Source organism: Craterilacuibacter sp. RT1T (assembly GCF_023502145.1).
Lineage (GTDB): Bacteria > Pseudomonadota > Gammaproteobacteria > Burkholderiales > Chromobacteriaceae > Craterilacuibacter.
Map to the genome: position 1 here is coordinate 13,544 of NZ_JAMFLI010000017.1, position 18,619 is coordinate 32,162.

The window sequence follows — 18,619 nt, forward strand, 5'->3', positions numbered from 1 at the left end:
CACGCCCCGCCGCGCTGCCGGCGGCTTCGGGCTCTAATCTGCCTGACTCACGCGTAGTCGATGAAGCCCTTGTTGATGGTGTCGACCTTGCGGCGCAGCCGGTACACACCGCCACCTTCGCGGGTCCCCGAGCCGTCGGTGTTGCCCTCGATGGTGTGGATAAACTCGCCGGCCACCCGCTCGACCACGCCGGTATGCCCGCGCCCTTCGCCGTGGTCGATGATGAACAGCATGCCCGGCTTCACCAGCGCCGGGTTGGCCACCGCGTCACTCGTATGTACGCGCACGGCGCCTTGCAGCTTGGCACCGTTCCAGTGGGTCAGACAATGCGCAGTCTTGAGCATGGGGTTGGCCACGCCCAGCGCCTTGGCCGCCTCGCCAAAGCACCAGTAGGTGAACGCGCAGCACCACGGGTTACCGGGCACGGTACCGGTCGAATGCAAATAGGCGACGACCTCCGCGCCTTTGTTCGAATTTTTCGGCTTCTCGCGCACCCCGAGCTGACTGGCGGCGACTTCGACCACCTTCTGCAACAGCGGGGTCTTGGCCTTCGCCTCCACCGGCACACTCGCCTCGCCGAACAGCGCCGCCCAGGTCAGCGCGCCGATTTCACCATCCTCGAGTAGAGGCCGCCCAAACACATCGGCGTTCCGGCACTGAAACAACTTGACCGCCTGCTCGGTCGTCGCGCCGAAGTTAGGGTTAGCCTCGTCAAGTGGGCCGCTCTCCTCCTGCGCCAGATGTAACGCCATGTTCAACTGCGCCTTGACCGCCTTGACCACCTTCGGGTCCGCCTCGCCCAGCCGGACCACCCTGCCCGGATATTTCATCTCATGCTCCTTCTCGGTTGACTACCTGCTCCGGCGGCCGGCCCAACCAGCGCGCCACCTCCCCACTACTTGCCAGCGCCCGCACCACGCGCTCGCCGCAAATCAGCCCCAGCTTGCGGTAGCTCTCCCATTGCTGGTCGTCGAAGAACTGGTCGACGGTGGTCTGCTGCGGAAAGGCGGGGTTCAGCGCGGCGTAGTGCGCCACGTCGACCGGCACGCCGGCCGGCACCCGCGGCTTGACCAGCACGATGTGGCAGACGGGGGCGGACTCACCGGCAGGGCGCACCCTGAGCAGGACCGCGCACGCGTCGTCGTCCGGCGGGCTGGCCTGCCCGGCACGCCGCGCCAGCTCCGCCTGCCGCAACTGTTGCGGGCTGGCGAAGACCCTGCGTGCAGCGGCAGGCTGCAGGACGGCCATCGCCTCCTCGTCCACTTCGATTTCCAGCGCAAAGTCGACGCGCGCCAGGCGCACCAGGTTGGCCAGGTCTTCAAACTGGTAGTCCGGATCTGCACCACAGTCGCAGGCGATGATCAGCCGCACGTCGCGGCCGGGACGCAGCAGTTCGTAAATACCCAGATTCTCGAAGTGGCCGCCGTCGGACAGGTATTGCCAGTTTCCGTGGCTGCCATGGAAATGGCCCCGCCACTCGTTGGCCAGCAAGGTGAACGTCGGCAAGCAAGTCGTCCAAGGCGGCTCCTTGCCCTGGTCCTTGAGGCGTAACCAGCTCCCCAGCCGGATATTGGCCATTCCGCATAACCAGGACAGGCCGGGAGAGGTCAGGCGGCCGATACCGGTGCTGAACGCGGCACCGGACAGTGCCGTCCAGTAGCCGACTTCGGCGGGCGCCTTTTCAAACCGGCAAGGCTGCCCCTCGAGCAGGAAAGGCTGCTCAAGTGCGGGGCGCACACACAAGGGCTTCCCCTTGCGGTCGAGTTGCACCAGCCGCTCGCCCGGGCCGACAGTCTGATTGAGGGTGACGTTGATCAGGTGCAGCGGCGCACCCTGTGTACGCAGGCACGCGTCGAAGTTCAGGTCATCACCCGCTATCGGCTCGGCGCTGCTGTAAGCGGCAGCATCCTGACTCTGGAACCGCACACGGTTGGTTGCGCCAAGATAAGCACGCACCAGTCGCCGCTCGTAGAAGGGACGCAGCGACGTCAGGTCCAGCCAGCCCCGCCAGTAACCAAACCCGACCGTCAGCAGCATGGCCCCGACCAGCAACCAAGGCTCACTGCCTGACAGGCGCGCCAGCGTCCACTGGACAAACAGCGACCACAAGGCAAGCCACAACAACCCGGTCAGCAAGGCGCCGACACCCGCCAGCGCCGGTAGCGGCAGGCGGGCCAGCCAGCCGCCGGCGCTTTTTTCATCGAACAGCACCGCCAGCTTGCGCACCAGCGCGATGGCCGAGGCGAGTAATGCACCGATCGACGCAAGCGTCAGCGGCTGTTCGTCTTGCAGATGCAGGTGCAGGCCACGGCCGATGGAGTCACCCAGCGCCAAGACAAGGACCCCAACCAGACAAACCAAAGAGAGTTGCAGGGCGCGAGTTAGCTCGACCCGCAGGGTCGCGTCGCTCTCTTGAGAAAAGTGTTTTTTTTGCCTGCTGATGCGATTTTTAACTTGCCGATAGGCCTTTACCCAAGCCCACCAACGCTGCGCCAGCATGGAGACCACGATCACGCCCAAAACCGCGGCGCCAACTGTACCTAAACGCTGTAGTAGAGCAGGCAGCTCGCCCTTGGCTAACGGAGGGACAACCCTGATCAATAGCACCAGCAACACCAGCGATACCACGATCTCGAACCCTCGCGGCAACTGCGCCAGCCAGTATGCAAGCACGGCAGGCAGCACCCACGCGAGAACGATCAGCGCCGCCAGAGCCCACCAGGGGCTCAGCGGCAACGGCACTGCGGACGCAGGACAAGCGGGGCCGATCACCCATACGTGCAACCTGCCCGGCCACCAGGCGTCAGGCACGACCATCAATTGCTGAGAACACAGCACAGGTTCAGCCATCGGCCATACGCCAGGGAGACGCTCCGTCAGCCACGCGCCTGCAAGCGCGGCAAGGGAAAACAGCACGACAATCGCGCAGCCGACGGCAAAGTGCACCGTCAGCACACCACGCAAGGCGACTGCGAAGCCATACGCCGCATCGCCGGCGCCGCCGGGCGTCAGGTAACGACCGTTATCCCGCAGCCAGGCAAGCGGCATCCGCAAGCCCGGCGGCTTTTCTGACTCCTCACTGAGGCCTCTGATACGGCGGCTGGGACTCAGCCGCGAGGGTGGCTCGATACGCAACACGCGATACGCAAGACGAGCGGCCTCCTGAGAATCCGGCTTTTTGTCATGCTTGTTAGTTGCCAGCGGGGAGACCGACTGGTTGTCAGGCGTCTTCCGGAAGCGGCCGGGCACAAACAGGCTGCACAGGAAAGCGCCCAAATAGCCGCCGCCGCTGACCGTCGACAGGTAGTCGAAACGCGCGAGCCAGGAGTGCTCCGGCTGCTGGTCATCGCCTTGCCGGGTGCTGCTAGTGTCGGCCGGCGGGTCGCTCACCGGCTGGCCGTCGAGGCCATTGCGCGCCAGCGCCTGCACCACCCCCAGCGAAAAGGTCGCGCTGCGGATGCCACCGCCGGAAAGCGCCAGTGCGTAGCGCGCAACTTTCAGATCCGGCCAGCCCAGACATTCACGGCGCGCGCCTATCCGCTGGCTTTCCTGCGCCTGCGCGTTCTTGTCGAGTGCGCGATCCTTGCTGTTCTGTCGCTTTTCAGCGCCCGTCATTGCAATGCCCGCCAGCCAAAACTTCTGCTTAGGCGAGCAACTGGCGTTAGGCAAGCCTTAATCCTACTTTCCGTAGGTGCTTGCCACTGTACACCGTGTGTCCAGTCATTTCGTCTACACGCATGGGCGACCGCGGCCTGCTTCCCGCGTATCGCTTAACGGGCGATGCCGCGCGCTAAACCATGACTACTTTTTGCCACTTGCGTCCTGCGTAGCCCCCACAGAGGGAAGGTTCAGTATTTGGTCAATCGCGGCCTCAACCTTATCCCGGCGCGCTTCCCAATGCTTCACCGCCGGTTTGTCATTGCGGTCTGCCAACTTGAGGTTACGCTCGATGTCGTTCAGCTCAAGCTTCAAGCGCGCCAGACGCTGCTCGCTGGCAGGCTGGCTCCCCTCCTGCAGCGCCAGACGCAACCCGTCCATGAACGAGCACCTGGCGTGAAATACAGACACGTCATAAATACCCTGCGCCGCCGGGTAGTCTTTCACTTCTTTGCTGAAATGCGTCCAGATTGCCTGGGCATCGCTTTGACGGCTTTGCACAATCTTGCCGTCGACCGCGGGTACCAGCATCTGCTTGTACACCACCTCGTTGAAGAGAGAGCGTTCGGAGTTTGCAAACAAGGCCAAGGCCGAAAAGATGCTCTTGCTGGTCACCGGGTTGACCACGGCCGCCGTGCCGGCAAACAGGTTGGTCAAGGTCCCCAGCGTCGAGTTGATCACGGCGTCGTTGCCATAAATGCTGCGCCGGTGTTTGAGACAGGCTTCTTCGGACAACAGCATCAGGGTGGCAACCGCGCGGTTGCGCTCCAACTTGCATTCGCTGCTGCCATTCATCTCGGCCCCCTGCAGGCAAACCTCGCTCAGCAAGGGCGATTTCCCGCTTGTCAGCGCCCGGTGCATCTCTTCCAGGGCAGACTTGGACGCTCCATCCTGTCCGGTCAATATGGGCGGTGCCGAGTAACCGGCACTCCACCGCTCACTCCAACCCAGACTCTGGCAACCTGCCAGCACTAGGATGCTTAAGCCGCACAACACTCTCCAGTACATGACATCTGCCCCGCAAAATGACATTTATCTAAGAGTATGTCGGGATCCATATAAGCGCCAGCCACATCATCGCCCCCGGCACCTCAGCCAGCACCCGATCACACCCAGCTTTGTTGCACTCGCCATCCGGACGACACCGGAACAGGCGAGCAGGCTGGAAGACTATTTTGGCGTACCGGTCACACTGGAAGCGGCAGAAGACAGCATAGGCTTTGATTACAGCACGACATTGGAACCGTTTGCCGGCGCCAACCCCATGCTGCTAGCGCTGAACGAGCAAGCCATACGCAGTTACCTTGGCAAAATAGAACGCATGCGTTTTGCCGACCGAATACTGGAGCAAATCCGCAAGACCCTCCCGGAAGGCGAGCCACGACTGGGCGATATTGCCATACGACTGGGCGTCTCGCAGCGCACCTTGCAGCGCAAACTCAGCCATGAACAGCAGTCGTTTCAAGGCTTGCTGGATCTTGCCCGGCGACAGCAGGCAGAAGATTTACTCCAACACAGTACCTTGCCCATCGTCGAGATAGGCTATCGTTTGGGCTTTTCCGACCCCAGTAATTTCTGCCGTGCCAGTAATCGCTGGTTTGGCTGTTCACCCAGCAGCCTGCGTGAACGCTGCCGTTTAATGGCTACCTAGCGCGCCAGAAAAATACCGCGCTAAGCACAAAGCCCAGCAGCACGACGCCGCCCCTAAGCCAGGCTGGCGGAATGCGGCGGGCCAGATGCACGCCGCCCAGACCGCCGGCGATGCTGCCGGCCAGCATCACACCGCCAGACACCCAATCCACCAAGTCGGCCAACACAAAGGCGGTCACCCCCGCCCCGGCGATCAATACCGACAGGCCGTTTTTCAGTGCATTGAGCCGCAGCAGGCTCTCGGGGAGCGCCAGCGCAAACAGCGCCAGCATCATTACCCCCATGCCGCCGCCAAAAAACCCGCCATAAATGGCCACCACCAACTGGGCGCTCACCAGCAAGGGCAAGGGCCACGCCCCGCCAGCGGTGAGCGTGCTTAAGCGCCGCCCCTGCCAGAACATCAGCGTCGCCAGCAAAATCAGCCATGGCACCAAGTGCATAAAGAGCGCATTGGACACCACGCTCACCAGCACGCCACCCAAGAGGCCGCCGGCCAGACTCGCGATGGCCAAGGGCAGTAGCGCACGCTGGCCACTCAGCTCGCGCCGCATGGCCAGACTGGAGGCCACATAGCCCGGCCACTGCGCGACCGAGCTGGTGGCATTGGCCACAATGGGCGGCAGGCCGGCGGCGATGAGTGCCGGAAAGGTAATCAGCGTGCCGCCGCCGGCGACCGCGTTCAGCGCGCCGGCGACAAAGCCGGCACCGAACAGCATGCCACCCAGTTCCGGGCTCATTGCCCGCTCGTCACATAGGCAGCGATCACATCGGCGATGCGTGCGACATCGGCGGCGCTAATCTGCCAGTGAGTGACGATGCGCATCAGGCCGTCTTCCGGTGGATTGGCTTTGATACCGGCAGCCAGCAAGGCGGCCATCAGGCCGTCCACGGCGATGGATGGCGCCAGCGCAAACCACACCATATTGATATGTACATCATCAAGATTCAGGCTGATGCCGTCTATCGCAGCCAGCCGCTCGGCCAGTGCGCGCGCGTTGGCGTGGTCTTCGGCCAGCCGCCCCGTCATCTCGCGCAAGGCGATAATGCCCGGCGCGGCAATCACGCCGGCCTGACGCATACCGCCGCCCATCAGCTTGCGGTTGCGCCGCGCACGGGCAATAAATTCGGCGCTGCCGGCCACCATTGAGCCGACCGGGGAAGCCAGCCCTTTGGATAAACAGCACATCACCGTATCGGCGTGCCGGGTCACCTCTTTGACGTCGCAGCCCAGATGCACGGCGGCGTTAAAGATGCGCGCACCGTCCAGATGGACCGGCACGTCGTGACGACGGGCGATGGCGGCGGTTTCCGCCATCACCGCCAACGGGACCACGCGCCCGCTGGAATGGGCGTTTTCTACGCAGATCAGGCCGGTTTTCGGCCAGTGGATATCGCTGCCGACGCGAATGCGCTTGGCGATTTCGGCCGGATCCATCACCCCGCGGTCGCTGGCAACGGTGCGCAGCTGCACGCCGGCAATCACCGCAGCGCCGCCGGTCTCGTGCCAGACAATATGGCAGTCGTCGCCCAGAATCACTTCGTCGCCGCGCTGGCAGTGGGTCAACAGCGCCAGCTGGTTGCCGAAATTGCCGGTCGGCACAAACAAGGCGGCCTCCTTGCCCAGCATGGCGGCCGCCAATGTTTCCAGCTCGCTGACCGTCGGATCATCGCCATAGACATCATCGCCCACCACGGCATGAAACATGGCCTCGCGCATGGCAAGAGTCGGTTGGGTGACGGTGTCGCTGCGTACATCTAGCCATTGCATGGGTGGATCCTTGTCTGAAATGTCAAAACGGCAGCCCTCAGGCCGCCGTTGCTAAATAAAATGCTCATCGGGCGGATGAGCCAATTGTGACACCAGCTATGTCATGCCGTCATCTATTGTCAGGCGCCATAGGCTTGACGGATCCCCTCGGCCTGACGAGTCGCCAGATTGATCGCCTCAAGGTCCAGGGTGATATTGGTCGCACACTGGGTGCACAGGATGTCTTCGTCCGGGGACAGTGACGTGAGATGGTGCGGATTTTCATGCCCGCACTTGCTGCAGACAATTCTCAAAGTGGCGTTATTGCGCTTGTCAAAGTCGATATCGAACGACGGCTGCGGTTTCATGTGACCTCCCTCATACGGACAAAATCATGAGTCCGGCGGCAAATGCCGCGAACCTCTTCAAGGCTAGGCTACGCGGCAAACTCTTGCCATGAATCAGGCACTTGGCTGGCCGAGTCGCCGCCTTTGCCGTATCCTTCGCGCCTTTGCCCCTGCGGAGAAAACCATGTACGACGCCGATCTTGAACGCCGCTTTGGCGGCATTGCCCGCCTGTACGGCGACGCCGCGCTGACGCACTTTCAGGGCGCGCATGTCTGCGTAATCGGTGTCGGCGGCGTGGGTTCGTGGGCGGTGGAAGCACTGGCGCGTAGCGCCATCGGCAGGCTGACGCTGATCGATCTGGATAATATCGCCGAATCCAACACCAACCGCCAGCTGCCGGCACTCGACCCCAACTACGGCATGGCCAAGGTCAGTGCGCTAGCGGCGCGCGTACGCGCCATCAACCCGGCCTGTGTGGTGCACGAGATCGAGGATTTCGTCACGGAAGAAAATATGGATGCGCTGCTGGGGCAAGGTTACGACTTTGTGATCGACTGCATGGATGGCTTGAAGGTGAAAACCGCGATGGCCGCGTGGTGCGTCAAGCGACGCCAGCCTTTTGTGGTGTCCGGCGGCGCCGGCGGCCAGATGAACCCGACCCTGATCCGTCTGGCCGACCTGTCGGTCGTAACCTATGACCCACTGTTATCCAAGCTGCGCTACAACCTGAAAAAATTCCACGGCTTCAGCCGCGAACCGGGCAAGAAGTTGCGCGTGCCTTGCGTCTACTCGACCGAGCAGCTGGTCTATCCCGAGGTAAAAAGCTGCGCTGCCGCCTCAAACAACGGCCCGCAGGGCCTGTCCTGCGCCGGCTTTGGCGCCAGCATGACGGTGACGGCCAGCTTCGGCATGGCCGCGGCCGCTTATGCACTGCGCGAGATGGCAAAAAAAGCCAAGAAGTAAAGTATTGGGAGTGGGGAGTGGGGAGTGCCCCCTACTCCCTACTCCCTACTCCCTACTCCCTACTCCCTACTCCCTACTCCCTACTCCCTACCCCGCAAAATGACAGGCGCAGCGTGTGCCGTTGTCCAGTGTGCGCCATGCCGGCACTTCTTCGGCGCAGCGTGCCTGCGCTTCCGGGCAGCGGGTGCGGAATACACAGCCGGACGGCGGGTTGATCGGGCTTGGAATATCCCCTTGCAACAGCCGCACTTCCTTTTTGCGCTCCAGCGCCGGGTCGGGCACCGGAATCGCCGACAGCAAGGCGCGGGTATAAGGATGGGCGGGCTGGGCATAGAGCGCATGCTTTTCGGCCAGCTCCATCTCGCGCCCCAGATACATCACCAGAATGCGGTCGGAAATATGCTTGACCACCGCCAGATCGTGGGCAATGAAGATCAGCGCCAAGCCCATTTCCTGCTGCAAGGACTTGAGCAGGTTGATGATCTGCGCCTGAATCGACACGTCCAGCGCCGACACCGGCTCGTCGCAGATAATCAGCTTGGGCTCGAGAATCAGCGCGCGCGCAATACCGATACGCTGGCACTGGCCACCGGAAAACTCGTGCGGATAGCGGTTAATCATTTCTTCGCGCAGGCCGACCTTTTTCATCATGGCCTTAACCCGCAGCAGCACCTCGTCGTTGCCAAGCTCGGGTCTATGCACCTTGAGCGGCTCGCCGATAATGCGCGCGATGGTCATGCGCGGGTCGAGGCTGGCCAGCGGGTCCTGGAAAATCATCTGGATATCGCGCCGTGCTGCATGCCAGTCGCGGGCGCTGCCGCCGGACAAGGTCTTGCCCAGCCAGACAATCTCGCCGCTGCTGGCCGGTATCAGGCCGAGAATGCCGCGTGCCAGCGTCGACTTGCCGCAGCCGGACTCGCCGACCACGCCCAGCGTCTCGCCGGGATAAAGCTCGAAACTGACGCCACCCACCGCTTTCAGGTCTTTTTTCGGCGTCCATGGCCAGGCACCAGCCGGACTGATCTGGAAATTGACCCTCAGGTCACGCACCGACAAGAGTGCTTCAGGCATGGGTCATCTCCCCTTGTTTCATCACCTGCACCGACGGGCGGTGGCAGGCACGCAAGACTGCGCCATCCGGGCTCAAGGCCGGCAACTCGTTGACACAGCGTGCATCGGCAAAGCCGCAACGCTCGGAGAACGGGCAGCCCTTGGGCAGGCGCGCCATATTGGGCGGGTTGCCGGGGATGCTGACCAGCTCGGCCGCCTCATGGTCCAGCCGCGGCAAAGCACCGAGCAGGCCGATGGTGTAAGGGTGGGTCGGCCGGTAAAACAGATCATCGGCCGCGCCCTGCTCCATCACCCGCCCGCCGTACATCACCATCACCTGCTCGCACAGGCCGGCCACCACGCCCAGATCGTGAGTAATCATCACGATGGCGGTACCGAAGTCGCGCTGCAACTCTTTAAGCAGCGCCAGAATCTGCGCCTGTACCGTCACATCCAGCGCCGTGGTCGGCTCGTCGGCAATCAGCACCTCGGGCTCGGTCAGCAAGGCCATGGCAATCATCACGCGCTGGCGCATGCCGCCGGAGAACTCGTGCGGATACATGCTGATGCGCCGCGCCGCTTCGGGAATGCGTACCGCTTCCAAAAGCTCGATGGCACGCTTTTTCGCTTCGCGCCGGCTCATGCCCTTGTGCAGCTCCAGCACCTCGGTCATCTGGCGCTCGACGGTGAGGTAAGGGTTGAGCGAGGTCATCGGATCCTGAAAGATCATCGCCACGCGGTTGCCGCGTATCTTGTTCAGTTCCGCCGTTTTCATCGCCAGCAGGTTCTGGCCGTTATATAGCGCCTCGCCGCTGGCGCGGCCGTTCTTGGCCAACAGCCCCATCATCGCCAGCACGGTCTGGCTCTTGCCCGAACCCGATTCGCCGACAATGCCCAGCGTCTTGCCGCGCTCCAGCGCAAAGCTGACGCCGTTGACGGCAAATACCGCGCCGTCGCCGGTCTGGAACTCGACGCCCAGATTATTGACTTGCAACAAACTCATGATGCGCCTCCTCAGCGGTCCTTGGGGTCGAGCGCGTCGCGCATGCCGTCCCCGATATAGTTGGCGCAATAGAGCGTGACCGACAGCAACAGGCCGGGGAACAGCAGCATCCACGGCGTGGTTTCCATGACCCCGGTCCCCTCTTCAATCAGCACGCCCCAGCTGGTCATCGGCTCCTGCACGCCAAGGCCGAGGAAGGACAGCACCGACTCGGTCAGGATCACACCGGGCACAGTCACCGTGGTGTAAATCACCACGATGCCCAGCAAGTTGGGCACGATATGGCGGAAGATAATGGCCGGGGTCGAGACGCCGATGGCGTGCGCCGCCTCGATATACTCCTTGGACTTGATCGCCAGCGTCTGCCCGCGCACCACGCGCGCCATATCCATCCACGAGAACACGGTAATGGTCAGCACCACCAGATAGAAGTCGCGCCCGAGTATGGTCACCATCAGGATGGCGATCAAAAGGTAAGGCACGGCATACATCATGTCGACCAGACGCATCATCAGCGTATCGACCCGGCCGCCGATAAAGCCGGCGGTCGCGCCCCAGGCAATACCGATTGCCACCGAGGCAATGGTTGCCAGCAAACCAACCATCAGCGAAATGCGCCCGCCCATCAATGCCCGCACCAGCAGGTCTCGCCCCAACTCGTCGGTGCCGAACAAATGCCAGTTGTTCAGCGTGGGCGGCAGGGCCATCGCATCCCAGTCGGTGTCGTCAAAGGAGTGCGGCAGCAGCATGGGGCCAAAGATGCAGGCCAGCGCAATCAGCAGCAGCAGCGCCAGACTCACTACCGCCGCCTTATTGCGGAAAAAGCGCTCGCGCGCATCGCGCCACGGGCTGCGCCCCTCGACCGGTAACGCATCGATACCGGCAGCGAGCAGCGCGTCACCCAGCATTTTCTGTTTATTCTTGAGCAACATAAGGGCCTCGCTCAGTAGCGGATTTTCGGGTCGAGCAAGGCATAAGCCAGATCGACCAGCAGATTGAGCAGCACGGCCAGCACCGTCACCAGTACCACCAGTCCCAGCACCAGGGTGTAGTCGCGGTTGGATGCGCCGTTAATGATCAGCTTGCCCAAACCCGGCAGGGAGAACACCGACTCGGTCACCACGGCGGCAGTAATCGACGAGATCGCCAGCGGCCCCAGCAGCGACACCACCGGCATCAGCGCCGGCTTGAAAGCATGGCGCAGCACGATGGTGCGCGTAGGCAGGCCCTTGGCGCGCGCGGTGCGGATGAAGTTGCTCGACAACACCTCGATCAGGCTGCCGCGCATCACGCGGCCTATGGTCGAGACATTGATAAAGGTGAGCAGGGCCATGGGCAGCACCATATAGCGCACCTCGAAGTCCTGCCAGCCACCGGAAGGCAGCCACGACAACCACAGGGAAAAGATCAGGATCAGCACCGGCCCGATCACGAAAGAAGGGAAAGCGCTGCCCAGGTTGCCGATCAGCATCACCAGATAGTCGATGGCGCTGTTCTGGCGCAGGGCGGCGACCGTGCCCAGCAGCACGCCGATCACGATGGAAATCAGCAGCGATACGCCGCCTATGGTCAGCGACACCGGCAGCGCCTTGGCCACCAGTTCGTTCACGCTCCAGTCTGCGTAACGGAAGGATGCGCCCAGATCCCCTTGCAGCAGGCCCTTGAGGTAATAGAGATATTGCTGCCACAAGGGCAGATCGAGATGGTATTTGGCTTGCAGGTTGGCCATCACGGCCGCCGACACCTTGCGTTCGGTGTCGAACGGACCACCCGGTGTCAGATGCAGCATCAGATAGCAGACGGTGATCACGACCAGCAGGGTCGGGATCGTCATCAGAATGCGGCGTAGGGTATAGGACCACATAATTCAGGCTCCGCTTTGCACACCGCCAGGCCTTAGAGCGTGTTCACACTCTCGCGAGCGAGGGCGAGACAAGGCGAAAACGGCTGAGAAAGCGGAATGTACAGGTGGTACATGAGCATTTCGAAGCTGTTTTTAACGCCGTATCGCCGATGCGCAGCAGATCGTGAACAGGTTCTTATGGGCACGGTGGCAAAAGACAATCGTTGGCTAGGCATAAAACAAGACGGGCCGCGCCGGCCCGCCATCAACATCAACTCACAGGCTTAGTGCTTGATGATGTAGATATCCTTGCTGCGATAGCGGTCCATCGGGCTCTTGGTCGAGTAGCCGCCAACATAGGACTTCACCAGACGCGGTACCGTGTACTGCAGCAGCGGCAGCATCGGGTAGTCATCCATGATCATCTTGGCGGCCTGAGTCAAAGCAGCCTTGCGCTTGGCAGGGTCGTTGCTCTGGTTGCCCTGCTTGATCAGCTCTTCCGCTTTCGGGTTGCAGTTGCCGTTGTCGTTCTGGTCGGAGCCGCACTGCACCAGGGTGAGGAAGGTGGTCGCATCGTTGTAGTCAGCCACCCAGCCGTTACGCGCGATCTGGAAGTCGCCGTCGTGGCGCTTCTTCAGCAAGACCTTGAACTCCATGTTTTCCATCTCGGTATTGAGGCCGAGCTTGGACTTCCACTCGGAAGCGGCAAAGATCGCCATCTTCTTGTGGTATTCGCTGGTGTTGTAGGTGAACTTGACCTTGCTGCCCGGCTTCAGGCCGGCAGCAGCCAATAGCTTCTTGGCTTCTTCTACCCGCTTGGCCATCGGCCACTTCGCCCACTCGTAAGCGGTCACGTCGGCGCCGGAGACACCGCGCACAATCACACCATAAGCCGGCACCTGGCCGTCGGCGGTGATTTTCTGGGCCAGCAGGTCACGGTCGATCACCATGGACAGCGCCTGACGCACGCGCTTGTCCTTCATCACCGGATCCTTGACGTTGAACGAGTAGTAACGCAGGCCCAGCATAGGGGCGTTGCGGATGTCTTTTGGCAGTTCCTGCTTGTACTTCTCGTAGGTCGCTGGCGGCAACTGGTAGACCCAGTCGTTTTCACCCGACTGGAACAGCTTCACATCGGCAAAACCGTCTTCGATAGGCAGGTAGGTGACCTTGGTCAGCTGCACATTGCCCTTGTCCCAGTACTGCGGGTTTTTCTCGATCACCACCTTGGAGTTGACCTGCCAGTCTTTCAGCACGAAAGCGCCGTTGGAGACCAGCTTGCCCGGTTTGGTCCATTCCTTGCCGTACTTCTCGACCGCGGCCTTATTCACCGGACCCAGGTTCAGGTTGGACACGACGTCAGGCAGGAAGGCCACCGGATACGGGGTCTTCACTTCCAGCGTATATTTGTCGAGCGCCTTCACGCCCAGTTCGGATGGGGCTTTCTTGCCTTCGGATGCCTCGATACCGTTCAGGATAAAGACGCCATAAGTCGAGGCATAAGGCGAGGCGGTTTTCGGATCGATGAAACGCTGCCAGCCGTAAACAAAGTCGGAGGCCACCACCGGCTCGCCATTGCTCCACTTGGCGTTCTTCCTGAGCTTGAACACCCAGGTCGTCGGGTCAGTCTGCTTCCAGCTCTCGGCCACGCCCGGTACGATCTTGCCGTCGGCGTCGGTTGCCGTCAGACCTTCAAACAGGTCGCGCGTCAGGTTGTTGGCGCCAACCGACTCGGCCACAGCCGGATCCAGCGTTTCGGGCTCGGAACCATTGTTGCGGATCAACTCCTGCTTGGCGGCCAGCGTGGTACCGGCCGGTACCTTGGCGGCCATGGCGTGCCCCGCCAGCGCGAGGAGGACGGACGACGCGATCGTCGACAATACGGTGGTCTTGCGCATGCTCTGCTTCTCTCCCTCTATGAAGTTGCCCGCCGCAGACCCTACATAGGGGAAACCCTCAGTCGGCGGGGCTAGCCGCAGATTATGACTATTAAATTTACATTGCAATAAAAAACACAAAAAACAATATTCAATGTGCTGACGCGGAATCAAAAATGCATCACCCATGACCGGCGCTGCCCCTCCAGCAGCGAGTACGCGGCCGGGATCACCAGCAAGGTCAGCAGGGTCGAGCTGATCATGCCGCCTATCACCGCCACGGCCAGCGGGCCGTTGGTGGCGGCACCGGCGCCAAAGCCCAAGGCGGCCGGCAGCATGGCCAGCACCACGGTAAACGAGGTCATCAACACCGGGCGCAGCCGCACCGGGCAGCTGGTTTGCAAGGCTTGGTCGACCTCCATGCCGCGCGCGCGGTACTGGTTGGTGACATCGACCAGCAAGATGGCATTCTTCGCGACCAGACCGATCAACAACACCAGACCAATCACCGAATACACATTCAGCGTCTGCCCGGCCAGCCAAAGCGCCGCCAGACCGCCCACCAGCGCCAAAGGCTCGGCCAGCATAATCAGCGCCGGCTGCACGAAGCTGTTGAACTGTGCGGCCAGAATCAGGTACAGCATCAGGCTGGCCAGCACGAACACCATCACCAGCTCACCGCCGGAGCGGCCCAGTTCGCGCGCCTCCCCCTTGAATTCGATGCGGTAGCCCGGCGGCAGCAGCGGCTGGGCCACTTCGCGCACCACAGCCATCGCCTCGGCCAGCGGCATGGACGGCGAGGCCGACAGGCCGACCGAATACATCAGCGCCATGCGCTCGATCTGGGTCGGGCCAAGCGTAGGCTTGATTTCGGCTACGCTGGACAGCGGCACCTGCTCGCCCAGATTGTTGCGCAAATAGACCGATTCGAGGTCAGCGGCGCGGTTCAGGCTGCCGGTTGCCGCCTTGACGCGGATATCGTAACGCTCGCCGTCGCCGTCGGAGAATTGCGCGGCATTGCTGCCGGCAGTCAGCAGATTCACCGCCGCCAGCACCTGCTGGGTGGAGAGCCCTGCGCGGGCGGCCGCCTCGCGCTTGACCTCGACTGCCAACATAGGCAGTTGGCTTTCACTGCCGACATCGGGCCGGCCGATGCCGGGAATGGCGGTCAGCTCGCCCACCAGCGCGTCATTGATGCGCTGGATCTGGCTAAGCTCGGGGCCCACCACGGCAAACTGCAGCTTGCCGCCGCGGCTCTCGCCCACGCGCGGAAAGGGGAAGGCCGATACCCGCACGCCCGGCACGCTGCCCATCTGTTTGCGCACCGCTCCGATCACTTCGCTCTGGCTTTGCGCACGCTCGGCTGCCGGTTTCAGGCCGACCATCATCATGGTTTCGTTGCCCGAGCGCCCGCCAAAGCCGCCGACGATGGCCAGCACATTGTCGACTTCGGGCAGGGCCAGCAGTTTCTTTTCGACGTCGCGCGTGCGCGCATCGGTATACGCCACGCTGGAGCCTATCGGCGTCTTCAGCGACAGCATAAAGCGGCCTTCATCCTCCTCCGGGTAGAGCTCGCCCTTGAGCGCCAGCGCGATGGCAAAGCCCGCCACCACCAGCAATAGCGAGGCGGACAAGACCTTGCCGCGGTGCGCCAGCGACCAGGCCAGCAGGCGGCGGTAGGTATTTTCCAGCGCGACAAAACCGCGCTCGAAAAAGCGGTACACCGGCCCGTGCGACGGCTCGGCCTTAAGAAAACGCGAACACAGCATCGGCGTCAGCGTCACCGACACCAAGAGCGACACCAGCACGCCGAAACTCACCACCACGGCAAAGGTCGAGAACAGCCGCCCGACGGTGCTGGTCAGGAACACCACCGGCATGAAGATGGCCACCAGGGACAGCGTCGCCGCCACCACGGCAAACACCACCTCGCTGGTACCGTGGATCGCGGCGGTTTCGGGCTCTTCGCCGGCTTCCTCGCGCCTGTGCACCGCCTCCAGCACCACAATGGCGTCGTCCACCACCACACCGATCAGCAATAGCAGCGCCAGAAGCGTAATGGTATTGAAGGTGTAACCCATGAAATACATCAGCGCGACCGCGCCCAGCAGCGACACCGGAATGGCCAGCGACACAATCAGGGTGGCGCGCCAATTGCGCAAAAAGCCCCATACCACCAGACCCGCCAGTATCGTGCCCTCGATCAGATGGTCTTTGAGCGCACCGACCATTTCATTGATAAAGCTGGCGGTATTCGACGTCACCGTCAGCTTGAGCCCCGGCGGCAGGGTCGGACGGATCTGCGTATCCAGCCGGCGCAATACCTCGTCGGCAATGGCGACCGTATTGGTGTTGGGAATGCGCGAAATACCGATGCTGACTGCAGCTTCGCCATTACGCCGCGCCAGGCTGCGCACATCGCCTTCGCTGTCCATCACCTGCGCCACATCGGAGAGTTTGACCGGCGCTTCACCGCGCCAGCCTATCACCAGCCCCTTGAGCGCAGACACCGAGTGGAATTCCTGATCCAGATCGACCAGAAATTCGCGCGGCCCCGCCTCCAGATAGCCGCCGGCATCCTGACGGTGTTCGCGCTTGAGTGCATCCTTCACATCCTGCGCCGACAGTTTGTAGGCGGCCAATTGCTGCGGCTCAAGCTCGATGCGTATCACCCGCTCGCCGCGCCCGCGCACCATGACTTCGCCCACGCCATCGACAGATTCCAGCTGTTTGCGCACCACATTATTGGCAAACTGGTACAGATCGCGCTCGGTGCGGTCGCCAGTCAGCGTCAGCCACATAATCGGGCTGGCACCGGCATCGGTCTTGGAGACCACCGGCGCATCGGCTTCGTCCGGCAAGCGGCGCCGTGCCCGCTCCAGCTTGGACTGCACCTCGTTAAAGGCGACGTCGATATCCTTGTCGAGGTTAAAAGTGATCTTGACCTGCGAGCGTCCCGGGCTGGACGTCGACTCCAGCGTATCGATGCCGGGCACGCTATTCACCGCCGACTCGATCACCTGGGTCACACTCTGGTCCATCACCGCCGGCGTGGCCCCGTCCAGCGAGGTGGTCACCGTCAGCGTCGGCTGCTCGATGGCGGGGTAACGGTCCACGCCTATCTTCTGGTAGGCCACCACGCCGAACAGCACAATCACGGCCGACAGCACAAAACTCAGCACATGCCGGCGGACAAACAGCGCAATCCAGCTCATGCGCCCGCTCCTTTCGCACCCGGCTTGGCACGGGCGGCCGCATCACGCACCGCGGCGCCATCGGACAGGAAGCCGGCCCCATCCACCACCACCTTGTCGCCCGCCTTAAGCCCGGACAGGATCTCGATACGATCGCCGCTCACCATGCCGGTCTCGACCTTGCGCTCTTGGGCCTTGTCCCCGGCCAGCACATACACCACCTTGCCGGCCGGGCGCTCGACAATCGCCTGCGCCGGCAGCGCCAGCGTGCTGCGCTGTGCCAGCGAAATCTCGGCATCCAGCGCATCGCCGACCCGCCATGGCGCATCGGCCGGCAACTCGGCCCAGGCGATGCGCGCACGGCTGGCGGCATCCAGCCCGGCACGCACTTCGCTGACCTGCGTCTTCAGCTGATGCGTGCCATTACCCAGCGCAACCTCCATACCGCGCTGCAGACGGTCTCCCGCCGCCCCGCCCAGCGCCAGACGCACGCGCCGGCTGCCGGAGGCATTCAGGCTGAACACGACCTTGCCCGGATTCACATAGTCACCGGCACTGATGGCGCGCGCTTCGACCACGCCGCCTACCGGCGCACGGATCACAGCACGTGCCGCATCGCGCCCCTTGCTGCTGGCTTGCGCCTGCGCGGCGGCCAGCTGTTTTTGCAAGGCATCGCGCTGCGATACGGAAGCATCCAGCGCCGCCGCCGAAATAAAGCCCTGTTTCACCAGCGTCTGATTACGGCTGACCGTGGCCTGCTGCTCGGCCAGCAGCGCCTGATAGCGCGCCACATCGGCCTGTGCCGCCAGCAGCGCGTCGTTCAGGCTGCCCGCCTCGATCTCGGCCAGCGCCTGTCCGGCTTTCACCTGCTGCCCGACATCGACCAGCACCCGCGCAACGCGGCCGCTGACTTCCGCCGCCACGTCGGGCGCCACCGCCGACTCGACCTCGGCCCAGGCGCGCACGGTTTCGGATAGCGGCTGCACGGCGAGCACAGTCGAGCTGATCGCCACCGGCGGCGGGCCCTTGCGGGCAGAAGCGGACGATTCGCCACCGGAGCAGGCAGCCAGCAGGCACAGGGCCAGAAGGGGAACAAGGAGTTTCATAAGGACACGCAGGCTAAATAATTAGCTTGCATGATAAGACAGCCAGGCAGAGCAGGGGCGGGGTTTAATACTTATTAATGAAAGGGCGGGAGGACGGGGAGTGGGGAGCTGGGAGTAGACTCCCTACTCCCTACTCCCTACTCCCTACTCCCTACTCCCTACTCCCTACTCCCTACTCCCT

The 18,619-nt window shown here is 62.6% G+C and carries 15 protein-coding genes; 2 read left to right on the forward strand and 13 right to left on the reverse strand.

Annotated elements, in window-relative coordinates; all coding sequences use genetic code 11:
* Nucleotides 1-47: 47 nt before the first annotated feature.
* The 3 genes from M3P88_RS15425 to M3P88_RS15435 all read right to left on the reverse strand — a co-directional run bounded on the left by M3P88_RS15425 (nucleotide 48) and on the right by M3P88_RS15435 (nucleotide 4,665).
* Nucleotides 48-752, reverse strand: coding sequence for a CHAP domain-containing protein (locus M3P88_RS15425; RefSeq protein WP_249616896.1), 705 nt, complete (start codon nucleotides 750-752; stop codon nucleotides 48-50).
* 79 nt (nucleotides 753-831) lie between these two features.
* Nucleotides 832-3,615, reverse strand: coding sequence for a patatin-like phospholipase family protein (locus M3P88_RS15430; RefSeq protein ID WP_249616883.1), 2,784 nt, complete (start codon nucleotides 3,613-3,615; stop codon nucleotides 832-834).
* 186 nt (nucleotides 3,616-3,801) lie between these two features.
* Nucleotides 3,802-4,665 carry a hypothetical protein gene (locus M3P88_RS15435; RefSeq protein WP_249616884.1) on the reverse strand — a complete coding sequence of 288 codons (864 nt, stop codon included), beginning with the start codon at nucleotides 4,663-4,665 and terminating at the stop codon, nucleotides 3,802-3,804.
* Between M3P88_RS15435 and M3P88_RS15440 the strand changes: the two genes are divergently transcribed.
* Entirely contained in the window at nucleotides 4,664-5,308 is a 645-nt protein-coding gene (locus tag M3P88_RS15440; protein WP_249616885.1) for a helix-turn-helix transcriptional regulator, read from the forward strand. The two genes, M3P88_RS15435 and M3P88_RS15440, sit on opposite strands and share 2 nt — an antisense overlap.
* Here the strand turns inward: M3P88_RS15440 and M3P88_RS15445 are convergent.
* From M3P88_RS15445 to M3P88_RS15455, 3 genes are all read right to left on the reverse strand, one after another.
* The gene (locus M3P88_RS15445; protein WP_249616886.1) at nucleotides 5,301-6,044 is read right to left on the reverse strand and encodes a sulfite exporter TauE/SafE family protein; all 744 of its coding nucleotides are present in this window, start codon (nucleotides 6,042-6,044) and stop codon (nucleotides 5,301-5,303) included. The genes M3P88_RS15440 and M3P88_RS15445 overlap by 8 nt on opposite strands.
* Nucleotides 6,041-7,075 (reverse strand): low-specificity L-threonine aldolase, encoded by a 1,035-nt coding sequence (gene ltaE, locus M3P88_RS15450; protein ID WP_249616887.1) that lies wholly within the window; start codon nucleotides 7,073-7,075, stop codon nucleotides 6,041-6,043. The genes M3P88_RS15445 and ltaE overlap by 4 nt, the downstream gene beginning before the upstream one ends.
* A gap of 119 nt (nucleotides 7,076-7,194) precedes the next feature.
* Complete coding sequence (locus tag M3P88_RS15455; protein WP_249616888.1) at nucleotides 7,195-7,422, reverse strand: hypothetical protein; 228 nt, start codon at nucleotides 7,420-7,422, stop codon at nucleotides 7,195-7,197.
* Between the two features lie 163 nt (nucleotides 7,423-7,585).
* On the opposite strand from M3P88_RS15455, the gene M3P88_RS15460 reads away from it, so the two are divergent.
* Nucleotides 7,586-8,365 (forward strand): tRNA threonylcarbamoyladenosine dehydratase, encoded by a 780-nt coding sequence (locus tag M3P88_RS15460; protein WP_249616889.1) that lies wholly within the window; start codon nucleotides 7,586-7,588, stop codon nucleotides 8,363-8,365.
* Between the two features lie 87 nt (nucleotides 8,366-8,452).
* Here M3P88_RS15460 and oppF read toward each other — a convergent pair whose 3' ends face one another.
* From oppF to M3P88_RS15495, 7 genes are all read right to left on the reverse strand, one after another.
* On the reverse strand, nucleotides 8,453-9,436 hold the full coding sequence (gene oppF, locus M3P88_RS15465; protein WP_249616890.1) for a murein tripeptide/oligopeptide ABC transporter ATP binding protein OppF: 984 nt from the start codon (nucleotides 9,434-9,436) through the stop codon (nucleotides 8,453-8,455).
* Nucleotides 9,429-10,418, reverse strand: a complete 990-nt coding sequence (locus M3P88_RS15470; protein WP_249616891.1) for an ABC transporter ATP-binding protein — start codon at nucleotides 10,416-10,418, stop codon at nucleotides 9,429-9,431. Before M3P88_RS15470 ends, oppF begins: the two co-directional genes overlap by 8 nt.
* A gap of 11 nt (nucleotides 10,419-10,429) precedes the next feature.
* A complete protein-coding gene (locus M3P88_RS15475) occupies nucleotides 10,430-11,350 on the reverse strand; it encodes an ABC transporter permease (protein ID WP_502798965.1) in 921 nt (306 codons plus the stop codon).
* 11 nt (nucleotides 11,351-11,361) lie between these two features.
* Nucleotides 11,362-12,282, reverse strand: coding sequence for an oligopeptide ABC transporter permease OppB (gene oppB / locus M3P88_RS15480; RefSeq protein ID WP_249616892.1), 921 nt, complete (start codon nucleotides 12,280-12,282; stop codon nucleotides 11,362-11,364).
* Nucleotides 12,283-12,545: 263 nt separating this feature from the next.
* Nucleotides 12,546-14,159 carry a peptide ABC transporter substrate-binding protein gene (locus M3P88_RS15485; protein WP_249616893.1) on the reverse strand — a complete coding sequence of 538 codons (1,614 nt, stop codon included), beginning with the start codon at nucleotides 14,157-14,159 and terminating at the stop codon, nucleotides 12,546-12,548.
* A gap of 149 nt (nucleotides 14,160-14,308) precedes the next feature.
* Nucleotides 14,309-17,353, reverse strand: a complete 3,045-nt coding sequence (locus tag M3P88_RS15490) for an efflux RND transporter permease subunit (protein ID WP_249616894.1) — start codon at nucleotides 17,351-17,353, stop codon at nucleotides 14,309-14,311.
* Entirely contained in the window at nucleotides 17,350-18,438 is a 1,089-nt protein-coding gene (locus M3P88_RS15495) for an efflux RND transporter periplasmic adaptor subunit (RefSeq protein WP_249616895.1), read from the reverse strand. Before M3P88_RS15495 ends, M3P88_RS15490 begins: the two co-directional genes overlap by 4 nt.
* Between the last annotated feature and the right edge of the window lie 181 nt (nucleotides 18,439-18,619).